A 23,834-nucleotide genomic window follows, 5' to 3' on the forward strand; every position below is an offset into this window, starting at 1 on the left:
CGCAATCAATACATAACTCATTGATTATAAATATATGAGGATTCCGGCCGGAGGCACCACCTACTCCCATCACGCATTCGTATTACGCTAAAAACCCGCAATCTTCCGAGGAAGCGCGGGTTTTTTGCTATCTGGACTCCGCATCGTCAAGCGCCGTCAGCCCAACGCACCCTATCGGCAATCGAATCGCGTGTCACTGTGGGGTCATGGTCTTCTGCAGCACACACCGCGGGTCACACACTGCCGGTCAAGTTTGATATTTTGACACCAACTCTGATGTAGTCAAACTCGCTCGTTTTTTCAAGGGCGCAGCTAAAGAGGTATCAGCTCTTCCAACTGCCTCACTAAGCATTGGAGCCGAGGTAAAACGAAAACCTGGAGTCTGGATTTGACTCGTTCATAGCTGAAACTATGTCCGAATGTCAGACTTGGGACTAGCTACCTAGCCACCTAGCTACAAGAACTACATGTGAGATTTCCTTGAGGCAATCCAAAAACGAAATCGCATGCAGGCGCAAGAATGGCTTTCTCAATACATGGGTAGGAGAAGTCATGGCGACCGACCTTTATCTACGAACCAATGGAATATAAAGGAAGTCGGAAAATAGCGCTTACGTTCCAACGGCGAAGTTAGAGTTCACGCGTACTGAAGGCGACTATAAAGAGCTCAAACATGTGGAGATCAAGCTCAAAAACCTGTTGAACAGCCAAGTGATTCCGTACATTGAATCTGCCTTGCGCTTGCGTGAGAACGTCTGCTCGACGTCTGCGAAGGTGAAATGGAAATACAGCAAGGAAAAGATCGGAGGCGGCGCTGGTGGTCAGACGCTGAGTGGGTGTGATCTTACGCAGAACAAGATCGGGTAGTTTCATCATGCCAGTCGATATGGAACGCTACACGCACCACCTCAAGACGAAAGCCAGGCCGCGAAGTATTGCCCGTTGCGCGATGTATGTGCGGGAGGCCCTCGAAGCGGGCGGTGCCCATGCCAGGGGCACGCACCCAATCGATGCCAAGAACTGGGGCCCAACACTGCTGAGGCTAGGGTTTCACAGGCTGAACGTGGCGAATTCCGATACCTTTATTCCGATGAAAGGAGACATCGTCGTCATTCAACCTGATCCCAAAGGGAGCGTCTCAGGGCACATCGCGGCCTTCGATGGCCGGATCTGGATCTCCGACTTCAAGCAGCGTGATTTTTGGGGCGGAGCGGAATACCGTAAGCAAAGGCCACCACATGTCTTCTACCGTCCGTAGGCTTCTCACCCCGTTTTTGCTCGTTTTGGCATGCGCATCGGCCCTGGGCGCGCCGCCGCCCCGCATGCTTCAAGAGCCACTGTTGGGCTTGAAATACGATCGCGAGCGGGTAAAGTTCGAGCCGCTTCCCGCCAAGCTGGCGTCTGGATGCCATGCGCTGAACGATAGCGATGAGATTTCCGGCGTGTGGTTCGTCTTCGCCAAAGCGAACGATGCGTCCGGGCGGACGTACTATCTGCTCAACGGATACGATATCGACAGGAAACCAGCAAACGTTAACCGGCAATACACGGCGGGAGGCTTCGGTTTCATTCTTGGCGTGAATGGGGACAAGTGCGAAGTGCTGGACGGCGACGCGCGGCAACTCTTCTCAGCGAGAGTTTTCGACGACGAGTTCCCGTTTGACATGATGCAGCGACTTGCTGCGGACTTCGCTGTCCGGCTCACGAAGGCTTACGGCGGAGCAGATGCGCTTCGGCAAGAGCTGATCAAACAACGCATCAGTGTCGAGACCCAGCTCGAAGAGGTTCGGCATGCTCTCAAAGAGATCCGCGCAGCGACGCGGTGATTCTCCTGAAGCAATCAGCTCTCCTTCCCCTCGATCCGGTTCGAGCTTCATCGCGCTGCAGTCACTTGCTAATCGACATGACCTTGTCGGAAGCCGTCGTGCGTAAAGAGCGTCAACGCGCGTAGACGTGCCACTTGCCAGGAAGCGCGGTTTTTTGCTATCCAGTTTCAGGATCACCAGACACCAACGGCCCAATCCCCTCAACCGGCGACCGAATCGCAAACGTCGCCCCAGCTCCCGCCCTTCACTGCTCACACTGTGGCCTATCTCTGGGGTCTCATCTCTGGGGTCTGGTCTGACATTTGGACACGAACTCTAATGTAGTCAAACTTTTTCGTGTTTCAACGGCATCGCTGAGTGATTATCGGCTCATCCAAACACCGTCGCTTAGCTTTGAAGACGAGGCAAAACACCAAATTCAAATCCGGACTCTGACTTGGCTCGTGCAAAGCTGAGACCATCTCCAAATGTCATACCTGACCCCAATTGCTAACGTGAGAACACGTTGGAGCGACAAACGGTGGGCATCGCCGCTACGAATAGAGACCGCAAAAACAAAGGGGCCGTGCGCTTACTCCCTGTGCCAAAGCCACCAAGGTAAGGAACAAAGAATTTAAAATTCAGCATTGATTGGTAGAGCGATCAGTGTGTTCAAGAATTAGCCGCTTATCAAATGCGCCCCTCTGGCCCGATCATACGTTTTTGAACGTCAAGGAGCGTCATGGAAAAGTACATCAACAAGATCGCCTTGGTCACAGGTGCAAACAAAGGCATCGGACTGGATATCGCGCGTCAACTTGGCACCAACGGTGTCACTGTCGTCGTCGGCGCACGCGATTCCGGACGCGGCCAGGCAGCTGCCGATCTGCTGCGCGGCGAAAATCTGAACGCCCACTTCGTCCAGCTCGACGTCACGGACGCGGCCAGTATCACGCTGGCGGCGTCGACAATCCAGGCGCAGCACGGCCGCCTGGATATTCTCGTCAACAACGCCGGTATCAATGATTCTGGAGACGGCGCACCCAGCGGCGCTTCCATCGATGCCGCGCGACGCCTGTTCGAAACAAATTTTTTTGGTGCGCTTGCGGTAACACAGGCAATGCTGCCTTTGTTGCGAGTGGCACAGGGCGCCCGGATCGTCAACATGTCGAGCAGTCTCGGCTCGATGGCCGTCAATAGTGACCCGGCCAACCGCTATTACAAGGCGCGCCTGATCGGCTACAACGCTTCAAAAGCCGCGTTGAACATGCTCACAGTGCAGCTGGCTGAAGAGTTACGCGGCACGGGGATTGTCGTCAATGCCGCCTGTCCGGGGTACGTGAATACGGATTTGAACGGACATACTGGTTATCTGTCGACTGACGAAGCAGCAAAGGTGCCGGTGCGCCTCGCCCTGCTCGCGGATGACCAGGTGAATGGCAAACTCGTTGATGCGTGTGGGGCGGTGGCCTGGTAATCAACCCGCCGTCCGTGCTTCGGCCACCAGGTCAACGAAGGCGCGTAGTGGCGCAGTCATGCGCCGGCTGGGAAAATACAGCTGCGGACCGTCGAACCGCGTCCACCAGTCCTGCAAGACAGGCACCAGTTTGCCGGTCGCAAAATCCGCATCGAGCCAGTTCTTGAACGTGCATACCAAGCCATGTCCGGCGGCGGCCAGGGCGATGGCCGCCGCCGCCGCGTCGACGCCCACCACCAGCCGGGCAACTGGATCGAGCGTTATTGTTTCTTCACCGTTGGTAAAGGTCCAGGCTGTCAGGGCGCCGCTCGAAAAGCGCATGCGCACGCAGTCGTGCTGCAGCAATTCGCGCGGATGGGCGGGAACACCTCGTCGCAAGAGATATGCCGGTGCAGCTGCCAGCGCTAGTTGCTGGAAAGCCGGACCGATCGATACCGCGATCACGTCCTGTGCGAGGTGCTCGCCGTAGCGGATGCCGGCATCGCAGCCGGCAGCTGTGATATCGACGAGGCGGTCTTCAACCTCGATCTCGATCCGCACCGCCGGATGGCGCAACATATACAGGTCGATCAGGGGCGGCAGAATGTCAACCATGACCGCACCGGTTACATTGAGTTTCAGCCGTCCCCGTACTTCTTTGCCGGGTAGCGTCAAATCGTCCAGCGCCGCACGGGTTTCGGCGAAGAGCGGCGCGATCCGTTCGGCCAATACGCGTCCCGGTTCGGTCAGCATCACGCTGCGCGTCGTGCGCGCCAGTAGTGGCACGCCCAGTTGCTTCTCAATGCGCGTGATGGTTTCGCTGACGCGCGACGGTGATAGTCCCAGCTGGCGCGCGGCGGTGCGAAAACCGCCTGTGGCGCAAACTGCCAGGAAGATCGTCAAGTCGTCAAAAGACGGATCAGAATTGTTCGCCATATAGATCAGTTTAATTGACGCTATGACATTGGCGATGAAATTTATGCGAGTCAGTTGTCACGGAGCCCGCCGGCGGGATCAGGTCAAGAGCGGATGGTCGCACCGACCTTGATTTGTCGAAGATAATTACACTATCCTTGATCACAATCAGAGCCATACTCATAAGGCATTGATTTCTCACCGATTCTCATTTTGGCCCATTTATTGCTTAACTAAAAGGACAAGCCAATACTTTGAGGAATAGTGATGAAAAGCATTTTTGTGACATTGGCAGTAGCCGGCGTTATGGCAACAAGTGGCGCCGTTCAGGCCGCGCCGATTTTGTATTCGCAAGTCGGTACGCAAAACACTGCAACGTACAGCTTCACCGCAGCAACGACCGGCAATCTGACCGGCTATTTTGCTGGCTCCAAAGCTGACTATGAAAACGAAGTCGGCATGATGGTCAATGGTGTTTCTACCGGTCTGTTCGGTTTGAATAACAAGACGTCGGCGTATGGTCAAGCCTTCAACTTCGGAAACGTTGTCGCTGGCGACGTCCTGGTGTTTGTGTTGTCGAATATCAAGCCAGGAAACATCGGCCCTTGGTACTCGCAAACGAATTTGAACAGCGATCTGACCAACCATGTCTATTCGTCGTATTACGCAGGCGATGACCGTCTGAGCGCCGGTACCTATGTTGCGTTCGAAGACAAGCCTCGTGGTGGCGACTTCAATTACAACGACATCAGCTTCGTATTTTCAAATGTCGCGACCGAAGTGCCTGAGCCTGCATCGATCGCCCTGCTTGGCCTGGGTATCGCAGGTCTCGGTCTGAGCCGTCGCAAGAAAGCCATCAAGGCATAACGAAAGCGTGTTGTGTTGTCAGGCAAGTGGCATGCGTGCATGCTTGCCTGACCTTCGTGAAACGCACAGGTTCTGTCGCGTTGTTCATTCAGCGGCGCAATGTGCTGAGACGGCAACGAGCTGCGTGCACGCGTAGCATGCTAAAAACCCGCTCTCCTCACAGGAAACGCGGGTTTTTTGCTATGCGTCGTCCGGACGTTCAGGCGCAACCAATGCAGCGCCCTGCACCGGCAACCGAATCGCAAACGTCGCCCCTCGTCCCCGCCCTTCACTGCTGACACTGAGCGTCCCCTCATGCAGCTCCACAATCCGCCGCGCGATATACAGCCCCAGTCCCAGTCCGGTCGCATTGTCATGCTGCTGCAGCTTGAACGCGCCAAACACATGCGGCAGATCGTCCGCCTCGATGCCCTGCCCCGAATCGGCGATATCGATCTCGACCCATCCCCCGCTGCGCCGGATGCCGATGCGGATCACCCCGCCCACCGGCGTGAACTTGACCGCATTGAACAGCAGGTTCCAGCACACCTGCTGCAGCCGCTGCCCGTCGGCCTCGAAGCGGATATCCGCGCCATAATCGGCGGGCGTTACCTGCATCAGGATCTGCTTGGCGTGCGCATGCGGCTCCACCGTGGCGATCGCTTCGCGCAGCACCTGCCCCAGCACGATCGGCTTGCGCACGATAGACATTTGCCCGGTCAGCGTGCGCGCCGCGTCGATCAGGTCGTCGACCATGCCGGCTTCCTGGCGCACGTGCACGCGCATCGATTCCAGGCCGCTGACGGCCTTCTCTGGCAGGTCGGGAATCGTGCGCAGCATCAGTTCGATGCGCATCGACAGCGCCGACAGCGGCGTGCGCATCTCGTGCGAGACGGTTGCCAGGAACAGCTCGCGCGTGCGGTTCACGCGCGTCAGGTCGTCGATGGTTTCGCGCTGCCGGTCGAGCGTGCTCGAGAGAGTAAGCAGGAGGGTTTCGTAGGTAGCCATGCGCTGCGCGGAGACCGGCGCGTCAAGTCGCACTTCGCTCCACAGCAGATGGCCCGACACGCCGATCTGCCGGCCGATGCGCTCGCAGGCCAGCGGCGAGCTGAAATCGGCAAAGCGCCAGCCGAACACCAGTACGCCATACACATCGCCATGCAGGAGCAGCGGCAAGGCGCGCACGCAGAAGCCTTCGCTGAACTCGCTGGCTCTCGGTGCACCCTGCTGGCAGACGTCGCGCGCCAGGCTGCGCTCGAGCGCCGTGCCGGGGCCGTCCTCGGCCCACAGCGTCGACTGCTCGGCGAGGAAGGTCGACATGCGCGAGCCGGTCAACGGCCCGATGCGGCGCACGCCGGTCGCGTCGTAGACGGACGTCACCAGCCCGGTCGCCTCGGTGTACTGGCGCAGCGGCGCGCGCCAGTCGTCCCAGTCGATGGGCGGCTTGTCAGGCAGGTCGACGGTGATCACCGGTTGGTTTCGACCGGCTGGTGCGTCGACTCGGGCAAGGGCTCGCCATTGGCGACGGCTTCCTCGATCATCGGACTCTGGCGCGATGGCGAACGCGACAGCAGACCGTAATACGACGAGAAGGGTAACTGCGGGACGGCCTGGTTATTGTCGTCGCTGTCGTCCAACAGATTCAGACCGCCCACGCCGATCGTGTATTCGCGCGTCACTTGCAGGTTGCGGCTGCCGCGCACCTTCGGCACGGCCAGCGCGCGCCGCAGTACGGTGGAGATTTCGACGTAGTTGAGCAGGATGATGTTGTCGACCAGATGCGAGCCCTTGAGCTCTTCGCTGATCTGCGACACGCCCAGCAGTTCGGGGCTTTCGTAGTTGAACAGCGTCGTGGCCAGCCGGTTCTTGAAGAAGCTCGCCAGCGCGTACAGGTAATCGGCCACTTCGCTGCGGCTGGTCATTTCATACACGGCGATCGAATCGAACACGACGCAGTCGATGCCTTCTTTTTCCACCAGCTTGATGATGCGGTCGAAGTGCACGTCCAGTTCAAGTTCGAGCGGCGACTCATAATGGATGAACAGGTCGCCCGCATCCACCAGCGCCTGCAAATCAAAGCCGAGGGGCCTGGCGTTGCGCATCAGCTGGCGTGCGTGCTCGTCCAGACTGACCAGCAGCGCCTTGTGCCCGTTCTTGATGGCGTCGCTCAGGAACTGCACGCTCAGCACCGTCTTGCCGGTGCCAGAAATGCCACTGACCAGCGTTACGGAGCCCTTGTAGATGCCGCCGTCCATCATCTTGTCGATGGCGGTCGAGCCGGTCGACAGGCGTTCTTCGGAGGTCGGCTGGTCGGGCGACATGACCGGGCGCGACTGGGCGCGGCGGTACACGTGCACGCCCTGATGCGCCTCGATGCGCATGGTGTGGCTGCCGCCGATGAAATCCTGGCCACGCGATTTGGCCACCGTCAGGCGGCGATGCACGCGACGGCGTGCTTCTTCGAGCGTGAGCGAGATGATCGTGTCGAACACGAAGCGTTCATGGGCCAGCACGCCGCCGAGCGAGGCGTCCTTTTCGGCCGTGACCATCGTCGTCACGCCCAGGCGCGTGAGCCCCTCGATCAACAGGTGCACGTCTTCGCGGAACGGGATGTCGTTGCCTTCGGCGTACAGGCGCAGTGGTGTCAGGCCGTCGATCAGCAGGCGCTTGGCGCCCATCGCCAGCAGCGCGGCCGAGAATGCGCCGTCGCTGCTGCGAAATTCGCTCATCAGCACGGCCGGGCTGGTCTGGATGATCTTGATCCGGCCCTGGTCGATCATGCCCTGCAGGTCCCAGTCGAAGCCGGCGGCGTCGCGCAGCAACTTGGCCGGGTCGAGTTCGAACGAGACGATGGCGCCCGGTTCGTCGAAGTCGACGGCGCCGCGGTAGATGAAGCCCAGTCCCAGCGTCGTTTTGCCTGCACCGGGCGGGCCCTCGACGAGCAGGTTGTTATTGCGTGGAATACCGCCGTGCAGGATCTCGTCCAGCCCCACAATCCCTGTCTTCACCAACGCGCTCATGAACCCACCTTTTCTGCAGAATGGGGAAGCTTATCATGTGCACATGCCGCGCTCCAAAGTCAGCCGCATGCGACCGATTCTTGACCCTGGCAAGTCCATGATCTATTGTGTTGAATGATGCTGTAGAACAATCCTGCCTGCGCTCTCTACTACACCGCGCCGGTCGTCACATCCGTACTTCCCGTACGCTCTCTCGATACGCAAAGGCCGCCGCCCGCATCCATGGAACAACAGCGCACTCCCCTCAGCGACGCGGTCCGGCACATCGTCGATGAAGCATTGCAGGCCGCCGCACACGAAACTGCCGCCGGCCAGCCGGCGCAGGCTGAGGCGCTGTACCGCGCCGTGCTCGACCTTGCTCCCGGCTATCCCGACGCCCACTTTGGCCTGGGCATGCTGGCGCGCCACACCGGCGACCTGGCCACCGCGATCCCGCACCTGACCGAAGCCCTGCAGGGCGATACCGGCGAAGAGCGCTACTGGCTGGCCTACATCGAGGCACTGATTGCCGCGCGCCAGTTCGCCACGGCGACCGACTTGATCGCACTGGGGCGCAGCCACGGCCTGGCCGGGCCGGAGGTCGATGGGTTCGAACAGCATCTGGCCACGGCCGGCGCGCCGGATCCCGACACCATCGACGCCGCCACCGCGCTGTTCGCGTCGGGGCGCCTGGACGAAGCAGGCTATGCGGCGCAGTTTTTAACCGAGCAGTTTCCGCAGCATCCGTTCGGCTACAAGCTGCTGGGTGGCATCCACCACTTGCAGGGTGATCTGCTGCAGGCGCTCGAGTCGATGCAGGTGGCCGTACAGTACGCGCCGGACGATGCCGAGGCGCTGAGCAATCTGGGTTTGCTGCTGCGGGGCGCAGGCCGGCTGGCCGACGCGCAGGCCGTGCTCGAACGCGCCGTCGCGCTGCGCCCCGACGATGCCAACGCCCACAACCACATGGCGCTCACGCTGCTCGACGCTGGCCGCCTGAGCGAAGCGCATGCCAGCGCCAGCACCGCGCTCGCGCTCGATCCGGCGCATGCGCAGGCCGGCAATACGCTCGCGATGATCCTGCAGCACCAGGGCCGTGCGCGTGAGGCGGTCGAGGCCTACCGCAGCGTGCTGGCGCGCGATCCAGCCAACTCTGACGCGCACAGCAATATGCTGTTCTGCATGAGCCAGGTGGCTGGCATCGACCCGGAGACGCTGTTTGCCGCACATCGGAACTTTGGCCAGTTGCTTGCGCAACGTGTCGGCGCGCCGTGCACTACCTGGGACAATGCGCCCGACCCGGCGCGGCCCATGCGCATCGGATTTGTCTCGGGCGATTTGCGCAACCATGCGCTGGCTGCATTCATCGAGCCCGTGCTCGCGCGCCTGGCAGGCCGGACGCAGCTGGTTTTGCACGCCTACTACACGTATCCGGTCCATGATACGGTGACCGAGCGCCTGCGCAGTTACATGGCGGTGTGGCATGACGTGGCCGGCCTGGGCGACGCGGCGCTCGACGCGCTGATCCGCGCCGACGGCATCGACATCCTGATCGACCTGTCAGGCCATACCGCGTACAACCGGTTACCCGTATTTGCAAGGAAGCCTGCCCCACTACAAGCGAGCTGGATCGGTTACCCCGGCAGCACCGGCCTGGACGCTGTGGATTACTATCTCACTGACCATCATATTCTGCCGCCCGGCCAGTACGACCACCTGTTCACCGAACAGCTGGTGCACCTGCCGGTATCCGCGCCATTTCAACCTGCTTCTGACGCGCCCGATCTGGTCGAACTGCCAGCCCTGGCCAATGGCTACGTCACGTTCGGCAGTTTCAATCGTCTCAGCAAGATCAACCGGGACGTCGTCGCCGTCTGGGCAATGCTGCTGCGCGGCGTGCCCGATGCGCGACTGCTGGTGGGCGGCTTGCCCGAGCATGGCCGCGAAGGGTTGACTGGCTGGCTGGCACAGGAAGGTATCGACCCGGAACGCGTTCAGTATCATGGGCGTACCGGGATGGCCGATTACCTGGCTTTGCACAATCAGGTCGACATCTGCCTGGACACGTTCCCCTATTCGGGCGGCACCACGACGCTGCACGCAATGTGGATGGGCGTGCCGACCCTCACGCTGGCGGGGGAGACCGCTGCCGGGCGCCAAACGGCCTGCATCCTCGAACACAACGCGCTGACCCAATTCATCGCGCACGATGCAGATGACTTTGTCAGCAAGGGGGTAGCCGCATGCCGAGACCTGACGGCACTGGCCGCGCTGCGCGCAGGCATGCGCAGTCGTTTCCCGCCCACCGGATCCGACTTCATGATTCAAATTGCTGACAGCGTCGAACAGGCACTGCGGCTGATGTGGGAGCGTTGGTGCGCTGGCATGCCGGCGTTGGCATTCGAGGTGCCAATGACGGCTGCTTCCCCTACGCCGATAGCCGAGCTACCCTTGTATATCACCCAGCCGGACCTGCCGCCGTTGGAGGACTTTGTCAGTTACCTGGAGCAGATCTGGGACAGCAAGTTCCTGACCAACGGTGGGCAATTCCACCAGCGCCTCGAGCAGGCGCTGTGCGCCTACCTGGGCGTCAATCATATTTCGTTATTCGCCAATGGCACACTTGCCTTGATGACGGCACTTCAGTCAATGGGCCTAAAAGGTGAAGTCATCACCACGCCCTACTCGTTCGTGGCTACCGGCCACGCGATATTATGGAGTGGCCTTACGCCAGTCTTTGCCGACATCGATCCCCGCACGTTCAACCTCGACCCGACCCGGATCGAGGCTGCCATTACACCACGCACCGTGGCCATTCTGCCAGTGCATTGTTACGGCAATCCCTGCGACGTTTCCGCGATCGAACGCATCGCGCGCAAGCACGACCTGAAAGTCGTCTACGACGCCGCCCATGCCTTCGGTGTGCGCCAGGATGGCGCAAGCATCCTGCGTCATGGCCACCTGTCAGTGCTGAGCTTTCACGCCACAAAGGTCTTCAATACCTTTGAAGGCGGCGCCATCGTCTGCCACGATGCTTCCACCAAGCTGCGCATCGACCAACTCAAGAACTTCGGCATCGTCGACGAGCAAACCGTGAGTGAGGTTGGCCTGAACGGCAAGATGAACGAGGTTAGCGCAGCCTTCGGCCTGCTGCAGCTGCAGTCTGTGGATACGTCACTGAGCAAACGCAGACACGTAGATGCGACCTACCGGCGGCTGCTCGAAGATGTAACGGGTATTGATCCAATGATCGAATTGGGGCATACCTCCAACCACGGATATTTCCCGGTACTGGTCCGGGAGAGCTTTCCGCTTACTCGTGACGCGCTCTACGAGAAGTTGCGTGCAGCAGGGATTTACGCAAGACGTTACTTCTATCCCTTGATCAGCGAATTTCCAATGTACCGGCAACTGCCATCGGCGGCTTTAGAAAATGTGACGCAGGCCAGCACGATAGCGCGCCAAGTATTATGCCTGCCTATCTATCCGGAACTCGCGATGAACCAGATCGAACGCATTATCAGCGTTCTCACATCCTCCTGAAAGCGACCCATGCCATCATTTACACCAGACTCGCTCATAACCCGCCTCATGCTGGACAACTTTGACCCCAAAGCCGCGTTCCTCGCCGCTGTCAATCTCTACCGTCAGGACCCGCAATTCTGCATCCCGGCGGGCGTGCGTGAAGTCTTCGGGCGACGTAATGTCGATACCCCAGTTGTCCTGCTGGGACGAAGCGACTTCGGCGCCAACCTGATTCACGGGTTTGGAGAGCGTGTGCGCCTGCTCGGCGTGGTAGACGATTTTCGCGCTCACCGCGGCGAGCAATTTCTGGGGGTGGACATTATCTCCACTGACCGCTTCCTGGCTCTGTGCAAGAACGATCCGGACGTCATCGCGATCAATGCCTGCCGAAATGACCTGCCGCGGCGCTTTTTCGATGACGTATGTCGTAACCATGCCATCCGCCACATCAACTTTGAACAGGCCGCACGGGCATTCGACCTGAGCGAATTCATGGACTACCGGGTAGCCGACTGGGGTAGCGTGATTGCTACGCGCTACGACGAATATCTGGCGCTGGCCGACCGCATGGGCGACCCGTATTCGGTCGAGACGCTGTACGCAGTGCTGACATTTCACCTGACATGCAATCCAGAGTGGTTCCTGAATGTGGCGCGGCCCTATTCGACGCTTTACGTGCGTTCTGGCCTGTTCTCGTTTTCCGAGCATGAAAAATTAGTCGATTGCGGCGCCTCGATCGGCGAATCAACGACCGCCCTGATCGGTACGACCCAGGGACGGTTCGCGCGCTCGTGGATGATCGAGCCGGACCGCCTCAACGTCGCTACCTTGCAAAATTTTTTCAGGAAGTACGCTGGTACGTCGCATGCCGACAAACTGTCGCTGCACGCAGTCGCCGTCGGCGAGCACGCCGATCGCGTGCCCTTCAACCATCTTGGCTATCACGGTGGCTCAGTGCTTCCGCCCGAAAGGGCGCAGACCTGTCCGGACGCTGATTACGTGCGCGTTGAACGTATCGATGACATCATCGACGATGTGCCGACGATCATCAAGATGGACATCGAGGGGTATGAACTGGCCGCACTCAAGGGCGCAGCGAACACGATCAGCACAGCCCGTCCAAAGCTGATGCTCTCGGCCTATCACCGCTCTACCGACTTGCTCGACCTGCCGCATTTCGTCGACAGCATCGCGCCAGATTACCGGATCGGCTTGCGCCATCACACCGAAGACCGCTGGGACACCTGCCTGTACTTTTACTGACCGATTCTCACGAAGTCCCTTCGTTTATCGCCCGGACAAGCGCTCCAGCATCAATTTCAACCGCGACTCCGGCGAGCGCTCAAATGCGTCGGGAGACCATGAAACTCGACGATCTTCAAGAGCGACGTCAGCGGTTTGGAACCTGATTCGGAAGCGCAAGCCGACTCTGACGATTTCGGCCTTTCACTGCCCGCAGAACATTAAAGCTGACGCTCATGGGCGCTCAAGCGCCCACAATGACCATCGGATGGGAGTAAGAGGCGTGCAGAAAAGTTTTGGCGGTCACATCCTGATCAATCCGCCCAGGTCGGTCGATGACGCATAACTTGCCGATTTCAATGTCACTGCCGATCATGACGCCACTGCCGAGAGTCACGTGTGCGCCGATGCGGCTGCCCCGTCCAAGGACGACCCCATCCTCAATCCAGCACGAATTGCCAATACGACTGCCATCGCCGATGCGCGCGCCGCTCCCAATGACGCTGTTGTAACCAACAGTGCAGCCCTGCCCCACGATCGCGCCCGGTCCAACATAGCTGTTTTCGCCGATGTTCGCCGTGGCGCTGATAATGGCACCGCGGCACACCAGCGGCGGCATGCGCAGGCCGCGCGTGCGATAGAGCCCCATTCGCTCCAAGCGTGCGAAATTAAGGTGCTGTGCGTCGAGTGTCACGAAGGCAGTCGCGCCGGTCAGGTCACGGTCAGCAAGTAGGGCATCCACCTCGGCTATGTCGGCATGCGTGACCATCGGCAGCGCTATTAGCTCTAGCCCAGGTGCGACTTCACGCCACGCGGCCATCGCCCACGCCAAAGCGGGCTCGGTGCCGACGATGAATTTACAGGACAAAGCGCCCCTCCATCAGGTTCATGTACCAGTGGTGAATGATCGCATTCTCCGATTCATAGTCCCCGAGACTTGCACGGCAGGCGTCGGGATGCAAGGTGCGCTGTATGTTTTCCATTACATCTATATCCTCACGTAATACCTTGTCTGCGCCTAGCATAGTCGCGTGCAAGACTGCTGCAGATGCGGCATACGGCCGCGTTTTCTTCGCAGTCATGTAATACACGATCATCTCAGTGCGGCCCGCGGCGACCGGAATGTGGTGCTCGATCGTGAAAGAATAGCCACCGTTGGCGGAGGCGATGTGCATATTGGGAAAGGGCAGCCAGTTGTAATACGCGTCGTGAGATTCACCATCGCGGTCGATGAAACGCGCTACCAAAGGATGCCAGCTGTTGGCCGGAGGCTGCTCCAGCGGAGCGTCGCGCCCGCCCGTACTAAAAGAGCGCATCAGCGCCAGCGCTTCTTCGCGGTCCGTGACGGGGCCGCCGGCCTGCATGCGATGCAGTACACTCGTGCTCGCTTCGTTGATCAGGGGCACGAAGCGCGTTTCCTGGTACAGTGTGCGCGAATGCACGTAGCGCGAATGGTGAACATCTCGCAGGTTCTCATAGGCCAGCTTCCAGTTGAAGTTTCCTTCGTAGGTCGTCATGATTACCTCACCGTCGAAGGCCTTCGATGCCAAAGTGAGGTAGTCCAGATAGCTCTGTCCGAACTGCTCTGCAATTGGCAGTGATTGCGGCGACAAGTTGACGAACACCAGATTGCCGATGACTTCGAGCGAAAAACGGTGCAGGTGCAGACATGCGCGCTGCTCCGGCGAAAAACGGTACAGCGCATCTTCGAAGGGGATGTTAGTCGGGGCTCCATCCTGGCCAAAACTCCAACCGTGGTAACTGCAAAAAAACGGCCGCACGCCATGTGGTTTGAGCTGGATCGGACTTTGTCGATGCGGGCAGACATTCTCGAAAGCGCGCAGCTCACCCTTGAAATTCTGGACCACAACCGGTATCCCGAATAAAGTGCGCGTGATAAAGGCATTTGGCTTGTCAAGCAGAGTCTTGGGACCGATAAATTGCCAGAGCGGCTTGAACAGCAGCTCGCGCTCACGCTCGAACCATCCCTGGTCAATGTAGGCTTTCGGTGGGATCGGTGTCTGCATTACTTGAATTGAAAAATTCTGGCGGGATTGCCCATCACGGTGACGCCAGGGGGCACGCTTTTGATCACGACGCTGCCCGCGCCAATCACGGCGCCGGCGCCAATCGTCACACCAGGAAGAATCGTGGTGTGCGGGTGAATGGTAACGTTGTCGTTGATGGTGACGCGACCGCCGACGAAGACGAAACTCCCGATCGTTACGTACGAGCCGATTGTCACTTCGTAGCCGATCACCGTGGTCGATTGGATAATGACAAAGTCGCCCATGCGGACATCTACGCCGGTGCGCACGTATTGTTCGAACAAGCACCCCTGTCCCATGCTTGGCCCGCCGTAGTCAATGAGTCCGGTACACAGGTTCATGAAGACCCCGCCCTGTTCGAGTAGCGGCGCAGCGTAGCGTCGGCGCTGGACTGGGTCGCCGAGTGCGCAGATAAATTCTTCCCCTGGCTGGATGCAGTACGTTAACGGATCGCCCATGATCTGCAACGGCGCCTTCGCGGCCAACTCGGGGCGTCCATCAAGAAAACCGACGATGCGCCAATCCTTGCCACTCGCTGGGTCGTCGCGCACCATGCCGAGCACGGTGCGGCCGAAACCGCCAGCACTAATGATCAGAATGCGTCGTAGCACAGGATTCACGTCCATGGAATGCCGCCATCCAAATGCAGCGAAATGCCGGTTACCTTTCGGCTGGCATCGGACAACAGGTAAACGGCGCCATACGCCACATCTTCTGGCTGACCCAATCCTAGCGGATATTTTTTTCCCTGCTCGGCAAACCATTCGGTGGCATAGTTGACCAGCGGTGTATCCACCAGGCCCGGCGCCAGCGCGTTGGCGCGCATGCCACGCGGCGCAATTTCCAGCGCCAGCGCGCGCATGAATCCTTCCAACGCCGCTTTCGAGGCGGCATACGGTCCGACGCCGACGGTGCCAGTATGGGCCGAGATCGACGAAACGAATACCAGCGACGCTCCATTGCGGAGCTGTTTTTGATAGAGCAGCTTTTGGGTTAACATGGCTGGCGCAACGTAATTTGCGGCCATTACAGATTCCAAGTGTGCTTGGCGAAACATTCGGACCGGCGATGTGCCATGGGTGCCAGCCGCATGCACGACGCCGTCGAGCTGGCCCGCTACCGTGGCGAGTTGAGTAAGCTGGCCTGGATCGGTCAGGTCGGCAACTACCGCTTGATGGACGCCGCCGGTAGCTGTTGTCAATAGCGCCAGGGTGTCATCCAGGCGCACCTGGTCGCGGCCAGTGATTGTCAGATGCGCGCCGGCGTTCGCGCAAGCGATGGCAACTGCTTGCCCAATCCCGCCCGATGCGCCGGTAACAAGGATCGTTTTGCCGTTCAAGCTGAAAGGACTATGGAACATAGAATCGTCGCTCATCGGTGATGCAGGGTCAGGCCCGCGTCAATTGCCAGCGCCGTGCGCGAGACCCACCGGGAAGCTGGCGCCAGCAGCCAGACGATGCCAGCGGCGACATCTTCCGGTTCGATTGTGCCAAGCGGAGCGAGTTGCATCTTGCTTTCGCTGTTCATCACAGCCTGCAGGCCGTCCATCATCGGCGTAGCCACATAGCCGGGCGAAACGCAGTTGGCACGGATGCCCTGCTTGGCCACCTCGACGGCGATTGTGCGCACGGTCGAGGTCAGCGCACCCTTGGTGCCGGCATATATCCCCGTTGCAGGCGGAGCGGTATGCTCGGCAAGGGCAGTCACGTACACCAGCGACGCGCCATGCGCGAGTTTGCGCTTGGCGAGCAACGCCTGGGTCAGCAAGACTGGCGCGTCGTAGTTCACGGCGAACAGAGTATCCACGTGACGCTGCGACACCATGCGCATCGGCGCCAATGTGGCAATACCGGCACTGAATACGCAGCCGTCGAGGGCTGTGACGGCATCGACCAGAGATTGACGTGCGTCCGGGTCAGTTAAATCACCAACGAATGTCTGATGGCCTCCACCGGCAAGAGAAGCGACAACTGCGTCGAGGCGGACCGTATCGCGCCCGCAGACGACTACCTCAGCACCCAAATTCGCACAAAGGTGTGCAGTAGCCGCACCAATGCCCGATGATGCTCCGGTAACGAGAATCCGACGACCCTTAAGCCCGAACGGATTGGCGGGTACGCAGCTCACGATTCGACCAATGCCGGAAAGACCGCACCTTCGATGTCGATTATACAACTACCCCAGGACAGGCCGATCCCGAAACCCGACAGCAGGATTTTTTTCTTCCCCTGCATCAGGTCATCGCGAATGCGTACCGTCATTGTCACAGGCAATGAAGCGCCGCTGGTGTTGCCGAAGTCGTGCAACGTCGTGGGCACCTTGTCCAGCGCCAGGCCGAGCTTCTTCCGGATCGTCTCATTGATCATCCGGTTAGCTTGGTGAAATATGAAATAGTCGATCTCATCGATTGAGCAATCTGCATACGCCAGCAGGTTACGTACGGCAGGCGGCACCTGCTGAGTCGAGAAGCTCAGTACTGCCGGTCCATCGAGGATCAGAGCTCCCGGGCTACGCCAGATGCCGTCGTCATCCTTGAACGGTGCCATGTGCTGCAGGCCCACTGGTTCACGTCCGCCCCCGACTGGCAACATGATGGCGCGGTAACCGCTGCCGTCCGAATTCAGGTCGAAATACATTGGCGGCGCGTTCGGATCATATTCGAGCGCGGTACAAGTGCCGGCGTCGGAAAACAACGGTTCAATTACCGTCGCAGACTTGTCGCCTACCAGCAGCAACCCTTTTTTGATTCCGCCAGCCGAGATCATGGAACCGAGGACATTCATACCAAAGGCATACGCGGAGCAACCCAAGTTGATGTCAAAGGCGATAGTAGTGGTCTTTAGCTTAAGGCGATCCTGCATAATGATTGCAGTGGCCGGTATCGGATAGTCGGGCGACTGAGTGATCACGATAAGCGCGTCGATTTCTTCGCGATCCCATGTCAGTTCGGCCAGCAGGCGTTCGGTAGCATCAAAAGCGAGGTCCGAGAAGCACTGCCATTCAGAGCAGATGCGGCGCGTTTCAATGCCGATATTGCGCACCACTCGCTCGCGAGCGGAACGCAATTGCGGCGGGCAGTCATCGATATTGGATAACACACGCCGGGGAACACATGTAGCCATGCCCGCGTAGCGGACGTTACGCAGGGTAGCTTGGGCCATAGTTCAGCTCACCAACTTGTAGACGTCGGAAACAGTCTGGCATCCAACCAGGTCCTTGCCGGTAATCGCCTTGTCGTACTCCATGTCGAACATGATGATTACGCCCAACGCCGCCAGCGAATCCCATTCGGCCAGCGTCTTGAGATTGGTGTCGCCGGTCAGTTGAACGTCATCCTGGAAGTCGACCGCGTTCTTGAATTTTTCGACGAATTGCTCGAGTGTGTCCATTGCAACCTAGTGAAATTGTGTACTTGCAAAAAAGTAGCGCCAACGGCGTCGCGAAAGCCAATTTCGCTTGATTGACGACAATCATGACGCACTATAAGTCAAACCAACGGCCCTGTCACCGTGCACTGGCACGCCGCTCGTAGCGCCGCTCGATGGCGCGTGCTGTGCCGTCGCGCTCGATCGCTTCAAACGCGGCATTGAGGCGCTTGACCAGTGCATCGGGCACGGCCCGGTTGCAGGCCAGGTAGACGGCGACCTGGTTGAATACGAACACCGGCACAATCTGCTTGTCCCAGCCATTTCTGACCAGCACATCGCTGCCGGCGCGCCAGCTGGCGGCCCACAAATCGATGCGGCCTTGCAGCAGCTTGGGTGGATTGAGCATGTCGTGGGGTGACGTGTCGACGACATGGCCGCGGCTGCGCAGATAGATGTCGCGCGCATCGCCGGCATAGGTGCCGATGCGCAGGCCGCGCGCATCGTCCAGGCTGGCGATGCGCCAGGTCCGGTCGGCGCGCCCCATCAGCACCCACTGCGCTTCGTCGGTCGGCCCGATCCACTTGAACAGGGCTTCCCGTTCGGGCGTGCGGCTGGCGGAGTACACGCAGCCGTTGGCGTGCTGCAGTGCGGCCGCGTACGCGCGCTTCCAGGGCAGCAAGGTGATGTCGTACGTGATGCCGGCCCGTTCCATGACAACCCGGATCTTGTCGGTGGCAATGCCGACCACGCGGCCGTCTTCGAGCATGCTCGATGGCCCCGAGCTCTCAGTGGTGATCGACAGGTAAGGCGCGGCCGGCGGGGCCGCTACGGTCATTGACGACGCGCTGCCCGACAGGATGGCAAGGCCAATGCAGAGTTGCCGCAATCGCATTTGATTCTCTTGAGATAACTGCCGCCGACATGGACGCAAGGGCGCCGGGACGTACCTTGCCGCGCCCCCAGCATACCAGTGAGCATGATTTTCACGCAATGAACAGCCTGAGATGGTCGCTTGGACGCGACAAAACACAACAATTCGTCCAGCATTCTCACGCGTAACAACACAGTAAATTCGGAAAATGCGATACTTTAGAACATGCACTGTGGAATTTTTATTTACTTAGAAACAACCTGACCTTCATTATGCTGCCTTCGTTCGCCGTCCCTGAAGATCCATCCCTGCTGACGTACGGGATGTACGACCCTACCCTGGTGGCGCTGTCGCTGCTGGTGGCGATCTTCTCGTCGTGGATGGGGTTGCAGGTGACCGGCCAGGCCAACGCCCATCCGTCGCACCGCGCCATCGCGCTCGGCACGGGCAGCCTGGCGCTCGGCGCGGGGGTCTGGGCGATGCACTTCATCGGCATGCTGGCCTTCGACCTGTGCACGCCGGTGCATTACGACCATTGGACGACGCTGCTGTCGGCGCTGCCCAGCATCGGCGCCTCGTGGGTGGCGCTGAGCCTGATCTCACGTCCCGAGCTGCGCCTGTCGCATCTGCTGGTGGGCGGTGTACTGGTCGGTGCCGGCATCGGCGCGATGCACTATGCCGGCATGGACGGCATGCGCATGCGCCTGTCGCTGCACTACGATCCGTTCACGTTCGCGGTCTCGATCCTGGTGGCCGTGATCCTGGCCACGCTGGCCCTGAGCGTGCGCCATGGCCTGTCGCGCTTCCAGTCGGTGTCCGAATCGCGCCGCCTGCTGGTGTCGGCCTGCGTGATGGGGTGCGCGATCGCCGGCATGCATTACACCGGCATGGCCGCTGCGCGCTTTTCGGGCACGGTCGATCCGGGCGGCGCGGCCGACGCCAACAGCGGCTTTCTGGCGCTGTCGATCACGGTAACCACGGTGGCGCTGTCGGTGGCCGTGCTGGGAGTGAACGGCCTGCTGCGCTATCGCCAGATGTTCCATGATCTCTCGCGCAGCGAAGCCTGGATGCGCGCCCTGCTCACCACCACCGTCGATGGCGTGATCACGGTCGGGCGCGACGGCATCATCACCGAATTCAATGCGTCGGCCGAGCGCATCTTCGGCTGGCGCCGCGGCGAGATCGTCGGGCGCAGCATCGGACTGCTGCTCACCGAGCGCGGTCGCACCGCCAGTTTCAATGTGCTGACCGTGCTGGCGCGTGGCAGTCTCGAAGGCATCAACACCAGCACCGAGACCTGGTGCCTGCACAAGGATGGCCACGAAGTTCCGGTACGCGGCGCGATCGGCCATGCACGCCTGGGCGAGCAGGACCTGTTCGTCTGCTTCGTCACCGACATCAGCGAGCGGCGCGCAATGGAAAGCGCGCTGCAGGCCAGCGAGCAGCAGTTCCGCTCCCTGATCGGCAATATTCCGGGCATCTCGTACCGCAGTGCGATCAACGAAGAGTGGCCGATGATCTTCATCAGCGATGCGGTCGAACGCGTCACCGGCTACCCGGCGCGCGACTTCCTGGGCAGCCCGCCGCGCCGCGTGTTCGGCGCGATGATCCATGCCGAAGACCGCCTGCGGGTGGGCAAGGAAACCAGCGCCGCGATGCGCGAAGACCGCCCCTACCTGGTTGAATACCGCCTGCTGCACGCCGACGGCAGCGTGCGCTGGCTCTGGGAAAACGGCAATAGCGTGCATGACGATGCAGGCAACGTCCAGTACCTCGATGGCGTTATCCTCGACATCACCGAACGGCGCGAGATGGAAGAAGCGCTGCGCTGTGCCAAGGAGAAGGCCGAGCAGGCCGCGGCCGCACGCGCCACCTTCGTGGCCAATATGAGCCACGAGATCCGCACGCCGATGAATTCGATCCTGGGCTTTACCGACGTGCTGCTCGATGGTGAACTCAATCTCGAGCAGCGCCGCCACCTGGATACCGTGCGCAGCGCCGGCCGCGCCCTGCTGCGACTGCTCAATGAAATCCTCGACACGGCCAAGCTCGAAAAAGGCGCGGTCGAACTCGAACAGAACGACTTCAACCTGCTGTCCCTGATCGATGAACTGTCGTCGACGCTGGCGGCCAATGCGCGCGCCAAGGGTCTGCACCTGGACATCCAGTACGACCCGGCGCTGCCCACCGGCCTGCGCGGCGACGAGCTGCGCATGCGCCAGGTGCTCACCAATCTGCTCGACAACGCCATCAAGTTCACCGCTACCGGCGGCGTGACCCTGACCGTGGGCGCTGACGGCGACCAGCTATGCATCGCCGTGATCGATACCGGCATCGGCATCGCGCCCGACCGCCTGGCCGCGATCTTCGATCCGTTCACGCAGGCCGACGCATCGATGACGCGCCGCTTCGGCGGCACCGGCCTTGGCACCACGATCAGCAAGCAGCTCGTCGAGCTGATGGGCGGGCGGATCTGGGCCGAGAGTACGCCGGGCCAGGGTGCGACGTTCCACGTGCGCGTGCCGTTGATCCTGGCGCGCTTCGGGAATCAGGCGCCGCGTGTGCGCAGCGCCGCAGTGCTGCCGCCGCTGCGCGTGCTGGTAGCCGACGACGTGCCGCAGAATCTCGAACTGATGCAGCTGTTGATGACGCGCCGCGGCCATACGATGACGGCCGCGCGCGACGGCGGCGCAATCGTCGAACTGGCCACCAGCGGCGAGTACGACGTGGCGCTGATGGACTTCCAGATGCCGGTGATGGATGGCCTGGCCGCGACCCGCGCCATCCGCCACCATGAGGCGCGCCATGGAACGACGCGCCTGCCGGTGATCGCGATGACCGCCAGCGTGCTGGCCGAGCACCGCCAGGCCAGCGTGGATGCGGGCATGGACGGCTTTGCCAGCAAGCCGGTCGACTGGTTCGCCCTGTCGCACGAAATCGCGCGTGTGCTTGGCCTGGAAGGCGGTGTACCGGTCGATGCTGCCGCCATATCGACGGCGCCGCGCGAAGTGCTCAACCGGCGCGCCGGCCTGCATCGCTGGAGCAACCGTGAAGACGCCTATAGCGAGGTGCTCGAACACTTCCACCGCCAGTACGCGCAGCTGGACGGCGCGATGCGCCTGCATGCCGCCGGCGGCGATCACGTGCAGCTGCGCATGCTCGCGCACAAGGTACGCGGCGCTGCTGCCAACGTCGGCCTGGAACGCTTGTCCGATGCACTGGCCACGCTGGAGCAGGCAACCAACGCGGTGCCGACCGACGAGCGGCATGCCGCCGATGCGCTGGGCGTGGCAACGCTGGCGCTCGAGGCGGCGCTGGCCGCGATCGGCAACGTCGCCGTCACGCCAGCGACGACGGCGTCAGGCAGCACGGTCGACCTGGCGCGTGCACGGCGCGCTGGCGGCGTGCTGCTTGAAGCGCTGCGCCGCGGCGCCCTGAACGACGGCGCCATGACCAGCCTGGCCGTGGCGCTGGCCGCTCACCCGGTCATTACCCGCGTCGTACAGGTACAGTCGGCGATTGCCGATTTTGACTTCGATCTCGCCCTCGACCATCTGGAGGCCGTCATGGCCATCCTCGGGGACGAACCCTCTGACGGCGCGCCTGGCGACGCCACCAACGATCCTTCCGCATGAACCAACCCAATACCCGGCCACTGATCCTGGCCGTCGACGATGAAGCCAGCAACCTGCAGCTGCTGCGCCAGATCCTGCAGGACCACTATCGCCTGCTGTTTGCCAAGGATGGCGCCCGCGCGCTCGAACTGGTGCGCCAGGAGCAGCCCGACCTGGTGCTGCTGGACGTGATGATGCCGGGGATGTCGGGCTACGAAGTGTGCGCGGCATTGAAAGCGCATCCGGCCACGGCCTCGGTACCGGTGATTTTCGTGACCGCCCTGACCGAGACTGCCGACGAGATCGAAGGGTTCGAGGCCGGCGCCGTCGATTACATCACCAAGCCGGTCAGCCCGCCGGTGGTGCGCGCGCGTGTGCGCACCCACCTGTCGCTGGTGCGCATGGAGGCGCTGCGCGCGAGCCGCCTGGAAATCGTGCAGCGCCTGGGCCTGGCCGCCGAGTACAAGGACAACGAGACCGGCCTGCACGTGATCCGCATGAGCCACTTTTCGCGCGTTCTCGGCATCGCGGCCGGCCTGAACGAGCTGGAAGCGGACGACCTCTTGCACGCAGCGCCGATGCATGACGTGGGCAAGATCGGCATCCCGGATCGCATCCTGCAAAAACCGGGACCGCTCGACGCCGACGAATGGAAGATCATGCAAAGCCACGTGACGATCGGCGCCGAGATCATCGGCGAACACACCAGCGGCATGCTGGCACTGGCGCGCAATATCGCGCTCACGCACCACGAAAAATACGATGGCAGTGGCTACCCGAACGGCCTGGCCGGCGAAGCGATCCCGCTGGTGGGCCGCATCGTGGCCATCGCCGACGTCTTCGACGCCCTGACCTCGGTGCGTCCCTACAAGAAGGCCTGGACCGAAGACGACGCCATCGCCTTCCTGCACGACCAGAAAGGCCGCCACTTCGACCCCCAGCTTGTCGACCTCTTCACCACCCGCCTCCCCGCCATCCGCGAAATCCGCACCCGCTGGGCCGAAACCACCTGACCCCAAAACCCAATTAGGGTCAGAGTAGAATTGTTGGGCAATTACCCAAAGTTGCCAAACAATTCGACTCTGACCCTAATTGTTTTTCAAGAGCTTTTGAGAATGAAATTGCGCTGCTGAGCGTGATTGGGG

Annotated in this window: 20 protein-coding genes and 1 pseudogene; 10 read left to right on the top strand and 11 right to left on the bottom strand. The window is 60.7% G+C overall.

Annotated elements, in window-relative coordinates; genetic code table 11:
• The first annotated feature begins 675 nt into the window (after nucleotides 1-675).
• The 4 genes from AC56LY_RS17315 (at nucleotide 676) to AC56LY_RS17330 (ending at nucleotide 3,282) form a co-directional block, all read left to right on the top strand.
• Nucleotides 676-867, top strand: a complete 192-nt coding sequence (locus tag AC56LY_RS17315) for a hypothetical protein (protein WP_499581522.1) — start codon at nucleotides 676-678, stop codon at nucleotides 865-867.
• Between the two features lie 19 nt (nucleotides 868-886).
• Nucleotides 887-1,258 (top strand): CHAP domain-containing protein, encoded by a 372-nt coding sequence (locus AC56LY_RS17320; protein WP_499581524.1) that lies wholly within the window; start codon nucleotides 887-889, stop codon nucleotides 1,256-1,258.
• The gene (locus AC56LY_RS17325) at nucleotides 1,239-1,826 is read left to right on the top strand and encodes a hypothetical protein (protein ID WP_499581526.1); all 588 of its coding nucleotides are present in this window, start codon (nucleotides 1,239-1,241) and stop codon (nucleotides 1,824-1,826) included. The genes AC56LY_RS17320 and AC56LY_RS17325 overlap by 20 nt, the downstream gene beginning before the upstream one ends.
• 721 nt (nucleotides 1,827-2,547) lie before the next feature.
• On the top strand, nucleotides 2,548-3,282 hold the full coding sequence (locus tag AC56LY_RS17330; protein WP_499581527.1) for an SDR family oxidoreductase: 735 nt from the start codon (nucleotides 2,548-2,550) through the stop codon (nucleotides 3,280-3,282).
• Here the strand turns inward: AC56LY_RS17330 and AC56LY_RS17335 are convergent, their stop codons facing one another.
• Nucleotides 3,283-4,197, bottom strand: a complete 915-nt coding sequence (locus AC56LY_RS17335) for a LysR family transcriptional regulator (protein WP_499581529.1) — start codon at nucleotides 4,195-4,197, stop codon at nucleotides 3,283-3,285.
• A 246-nt stretch (nucleotides 4,198-4,443) separates the two neighbouring features.
• On the opposite strand from AC56LY_RS17335, the gene AC56LY_RS17340 reads away from it, so the two are divergent.
• Nucleotides 4,444-5,043: a DUF4114 domain-containing protein gene (locus AC56LY_RS17340; protein ID WP_499581531.1), complete on the top strand. Its 600-nt coding sequence runs from the start codon at nucleotides 4,444-4,446 to the stop codon at nucleotides 5,041-5,043.
• 180 nt (nucleotides 5,044-5,223) lie between these two features.
• Here AC56LY_RS17340 and AC56LY_RS17345 read toward each other — a convergent pair whose 3' ends face one another.
• Both AC56LY_RS17345 and AC56LY_RS17350 read right to left on the bottom strand, forming a co-directional pair.
• On the bottom strand, nucleotides 5,224-6,492 hold the full coding sequence (locus AC56LY_RS17345; protein ID WP_499581533.1) for a sensor histidine kinase: 1,269 nt from the start codon (nucleotides 6,490-6,492) through the stop codon (nucleotides 5,224-5,226).
• On the bottom strand, nucleotides 6,489-8,042 hold the full coding sequence (locus AC56LY_RS17350) for an ATPase domain-containing protein (RefSeq protein ID WP_499581534.1): 1,554 nt from the start codon (nucleotides 8,040-8,042) through the stop codon (nucleotides 6,489-6,491). Before AC56LY_RS17350 ends, AC56LY_RS17345 begins: the two co-directional genes overlap by 4 nt.
• Before the next feature lie 222 nt (nucleotides 8,043-8,264).
• Here AC56LY_RS17350 and AC56LY_RS17355 point away from each other — a divergent pair.
• The 3 genes and pseudogenes from AC56LY_RS17355 to AC56LY_RS17365 all read left to right on the top strand — a co-directional run.
• Nucleotides 8,265-10,295, top strand: a pseudogene (locus AC56LY_RS17355) (O-linked N-acetylglucosamine transferase, SPINDLY family protein); the annotation flags it as partial.
• Between the two features lie 138 nt (nucleotides 10,296-10,433).
• The gene (locus tag AC56LY_RS17360) at nucleotides 10,434-11,564 is read left to right on the top strand and encodes a DegT/DnrJ/EryC1/StrS family aminotransferase (protein ID WP_499582074.1); all 1,131 of its coding nucleotides are present in this window, start codon (nucleotides 10,434-10,436) and stop codon (nucleotides 11,562-11,564) included.
• A 9-nt stretch (nucleotides 11,565-11,573) separates the two neighbouring features.
• A complete protein-coding gene (locus AC56LY_RS17365) occupies nucleotides 11,574-12,809 on the top strand; it encodes an FkbM family methyltransferase (protein WP_499581535.1) in 1,236 nt (411 codons plus the stop codon).
• A gap of 223 nt (nucleotides 12,810-13,032) precedes the next feature.
• On the opposite strand, the gene AC56LY_RS17370 is transcribed toward AC56LY_RS17365, so the two are convergent.
• The 8 genes from AC56LY_RS17370 to AC56LY_RS17405 form a co-directional block, all read right to left on the bottom strand.
• Complete coding sequence (locus AC56LY_RS17370; protein WP_499581537.1) at nucleotides 13,033-13,656, bottom strand: DapH/DapD/GlmU-related protein; 624 nt, start codon at nucleotides 13,654-13,656, stop codon at nucleotides 13,033-13,035.
• Entirely contained in the window at nucleotides 13,646-14,815 is a 1,170-nt protein-coding gene (locus AC56LY_RS17375; protein ID WP_499581538.1) for an aromatic ring-hydroxylating oxygenase subunit alpha, read from the bottom strand. The genes AC56LY_RS17370 and AC56LY_RS17375 overlap by 11 nt, the downstream gene beginning before the upstream one ends.
• A complete protein-coding gene (locus AC56LY_RS17380) occupies nucleotides 14,815-15,462 on the bottom strand; it encodes a PglD-related sugar-binding protein (RefSeq protein WP_499581541.1) in 648 nt (215 codons plus the stop codon). The genes AC56LY_RS17375 and AC56LY_RS17380 overlap by 1 nt, the downstream gene beginning before the upstream one ends.
• Complete coding sequence (locus tag AC56LY_RS17385) at nucleotides 15,453-16,211, bottom strand: SDR family NAD(P)-dependent oxidoreductase (protein ID WP_499581543.1); 759 nt, start codon at nucleotides 16,209-16,211, stop codon at nucleotides 15,453-15,455. The genes AC56LY_RS17380 and AC56LY_RS17385 overlap by 10 nt, the downstream gene beginning before the upstream one ends.
• Nucleotides 16,208-16,963: an SDR family NAD(P)-dependent oxidoreductase gene (locus tag AC56LY_RS17390; protein WP_499581545.1), complete on the bottom strand. Its 756-nt coding sequence runs from the start codon at nucleotides 16,961-16,963 to the stop codon at nucleotides 16,208-16,210. The genes AC56LY_RS17385 and AC56LY_RS17390 overlap by 4 nt, the downstream gene beginning before the upstream one ends.
• Entirely contained in the window at nucleotides 16,960-17,997 is a 1,038-nt protein-coding gene (locus tag AC56LY_RS17395; RefSeq protein ID WP_499581546.1) for a ketoacyl-ACP synthase III, read from the bottom strand. The genes AC56LY_RS17390 and AC56LY_RS17395 overlap by 4 nt, the downstream gene beginning before the upstream one ends.
• Before the next feature lie 3 nt (nucleotides 17,998-18,000).
• The gene (locus AC56LY_RS17400; protein WP_499581547.1) at nucleotides 18,001-18,225 is read right to left on the bottom strand and encodes an acyl carrier protein; all 225 of its coding nucleotides are present in this window, start codon (nucleotides 18,223-18,225) and stop codon (nucleotides 18,001-18,003) included.
• Nucleotides 18,226-18,340: 115 nt separating this feature from the next.
• The gene (locus AC56LY_RS17405) at nucleotides 18,341-19,096 is read right to left on the bottom strand and encodes a substrate-binding periplasmic protein (protein ID WP_499581549.1); all 756 of its coding nucleotides are present in this window, start codon (nucleotides 19,094-19,096) and stop codon (nucleotides 18,341-18,343) included.
• Between the two features lie 251 nt (nucleotides 19,097-19,347).
• Between AC56LY_RS17405 and AC56LY_RS17410 the strand changes: the two genes are divergently transcribed.
• Nucleotides 19,348-22,710: an MHYT domain-containing protein gene (locus AC56LY_RS17410; protein ID WP_499581550.1), complete on the top strand. Its 3,363-nt coding sequence runs from the start codon at nucleotides 19,348-19,350 to the stop codon at nucleotides 22,708-22,710.
• The gene (locus AC56LY_RS17415; protein WP_499581552.1) at nucleotides 22,707-23,702 is read left to right on the top strand and encodes a response regulator; all 996 of its coding nucleotides are present in this window, start codon (nucleotides 22,707-22,709) and stop codon (nucleotides 23,700-23,702) included. The genes AC56LY_RS17410 and AC56LY_RS17415 overlap by 4 nt, the downstream gene beginning before the upstream one ends.
• The last annotated feature ends 132 nt before the right edge of the window (nucleotides 23,703-23,834 follow it).

It is taken from the genome of Telluria sp. ZT3P25, from assembly GCF_059685895.1.

Bases quoted from the DNA above. Each gene is read 5' to 3' on its own strand.
- AC56LY_RS17400 (WP_499581547.1), bottom strand. From the start codon at position 18,225: ATGGACACACTCGAGCAATTCGTCGAAAAATTCAAGAACGCGGTCGAC.
- AC56LY_RS17325 (WP_499581526.1), top strand. From the start codon at position 1,239: ATGTCTTCTACCGTCCGTAGGCTTCTCACCCCGTTTTTGCTCGTTTTG.
- AC56LY_RS17405 (WP_499581549.1), bottom strand. From the start codon at position 19,096: ATGCGATTGCGGCAACTCTGCATTGGCCTTGCCATCCTGTCGGGCAGC.
- AC56LY_RS17330 (WP_499581527.1), top strand. From the start codon at position 2,548: ATGGAAAAGTACATCAACAAGATCGCCTTGGTCACAGGTGCAAACAAA.
- AC56LY_RS17375 (WP_499581538.1), bottom strand. From the start codon at position 14,815: ATGCAGACACCGATCCCACCGAAAGCCTACATTGACCAGGGATGGTTC.
- AC56LY_RS17385 (WP_499581543.1), bottom strand. From the start codon at position 16,211: ATGAGCGACGATTCTATGTTCCATAGTCCTTTCAGCTTGAACGGCAAA.
- AC56LY_RS17380 (WP_499581541.1), bottom strand. From the start codon at position 15,462: ATGGACGTGAATCCTGTGCTACGACGCATTCTGATCATTAGTGCTGGC.
- AC56LY_RS17335 (WP_499581529.1), bottom strand. From the start codon at position 4,197: ATGGCGAACAATTCTGATCCGTCTTTTGACGACTTGACGATCTTCCTG.
- AC56LY_RS17340 (WP_499581531.1), top strand. From the start codon at position 4,444: ATGAAAAGCATTTTTGTGACATTGGCAGTAGCCGGCGTTATGGCAACA.
- AC56LY_RS17410 (WP_499581550.1), top strand. From the start codon at position 19,348: ATGCTGCCTTCGTTCGCCGTCCCTGAAGATCCATCCCTGCTGACGTAC.
- AC56LY_RS17360 (WP_499582074.1), top strand. From the start codon at position 10,434: ATGACGGCTGCTTCCCCTACGCCGATAGCCGAGCTACCCTTGTATATC.
- AC56LY_RS17365 (WP_499581535.1), top strand. From the start codon at position 11,574: ATGCCATCATTTACACCAGACTCGCTCATAACCCGCCTCATGCTGGAC.
- AC56LY_RS17350 (WP_499581534.1), bottom strand. From the start codon at position 8,042: ATGAGCGCGTTGGTGAAGACAGGGATTGTGGGGCTGGACGAGATCCTG.
- AC56LY_RS17395 (WP_499581546.1), bottom strand. From the start codon at position 17,997: ATGGCCCAAGCTACCCTGCGTAACGTCCGCTACGCGGGCATGGCTACA.
- AC56LY_RS17415 (WP_499581552.1), top strand. From the start codon at position 22,707: ATGAACCAACCCAATACCCGGCCACTGATCCTGGCCGTCGACGATGAA.
- AC56LY_RS17320 (WP_499581524.1), top strand. From the start codon at position 887: ATGGAACGCTACACGCACCACCTCAAGACGAAAGCCAGGCCGCGAAGT.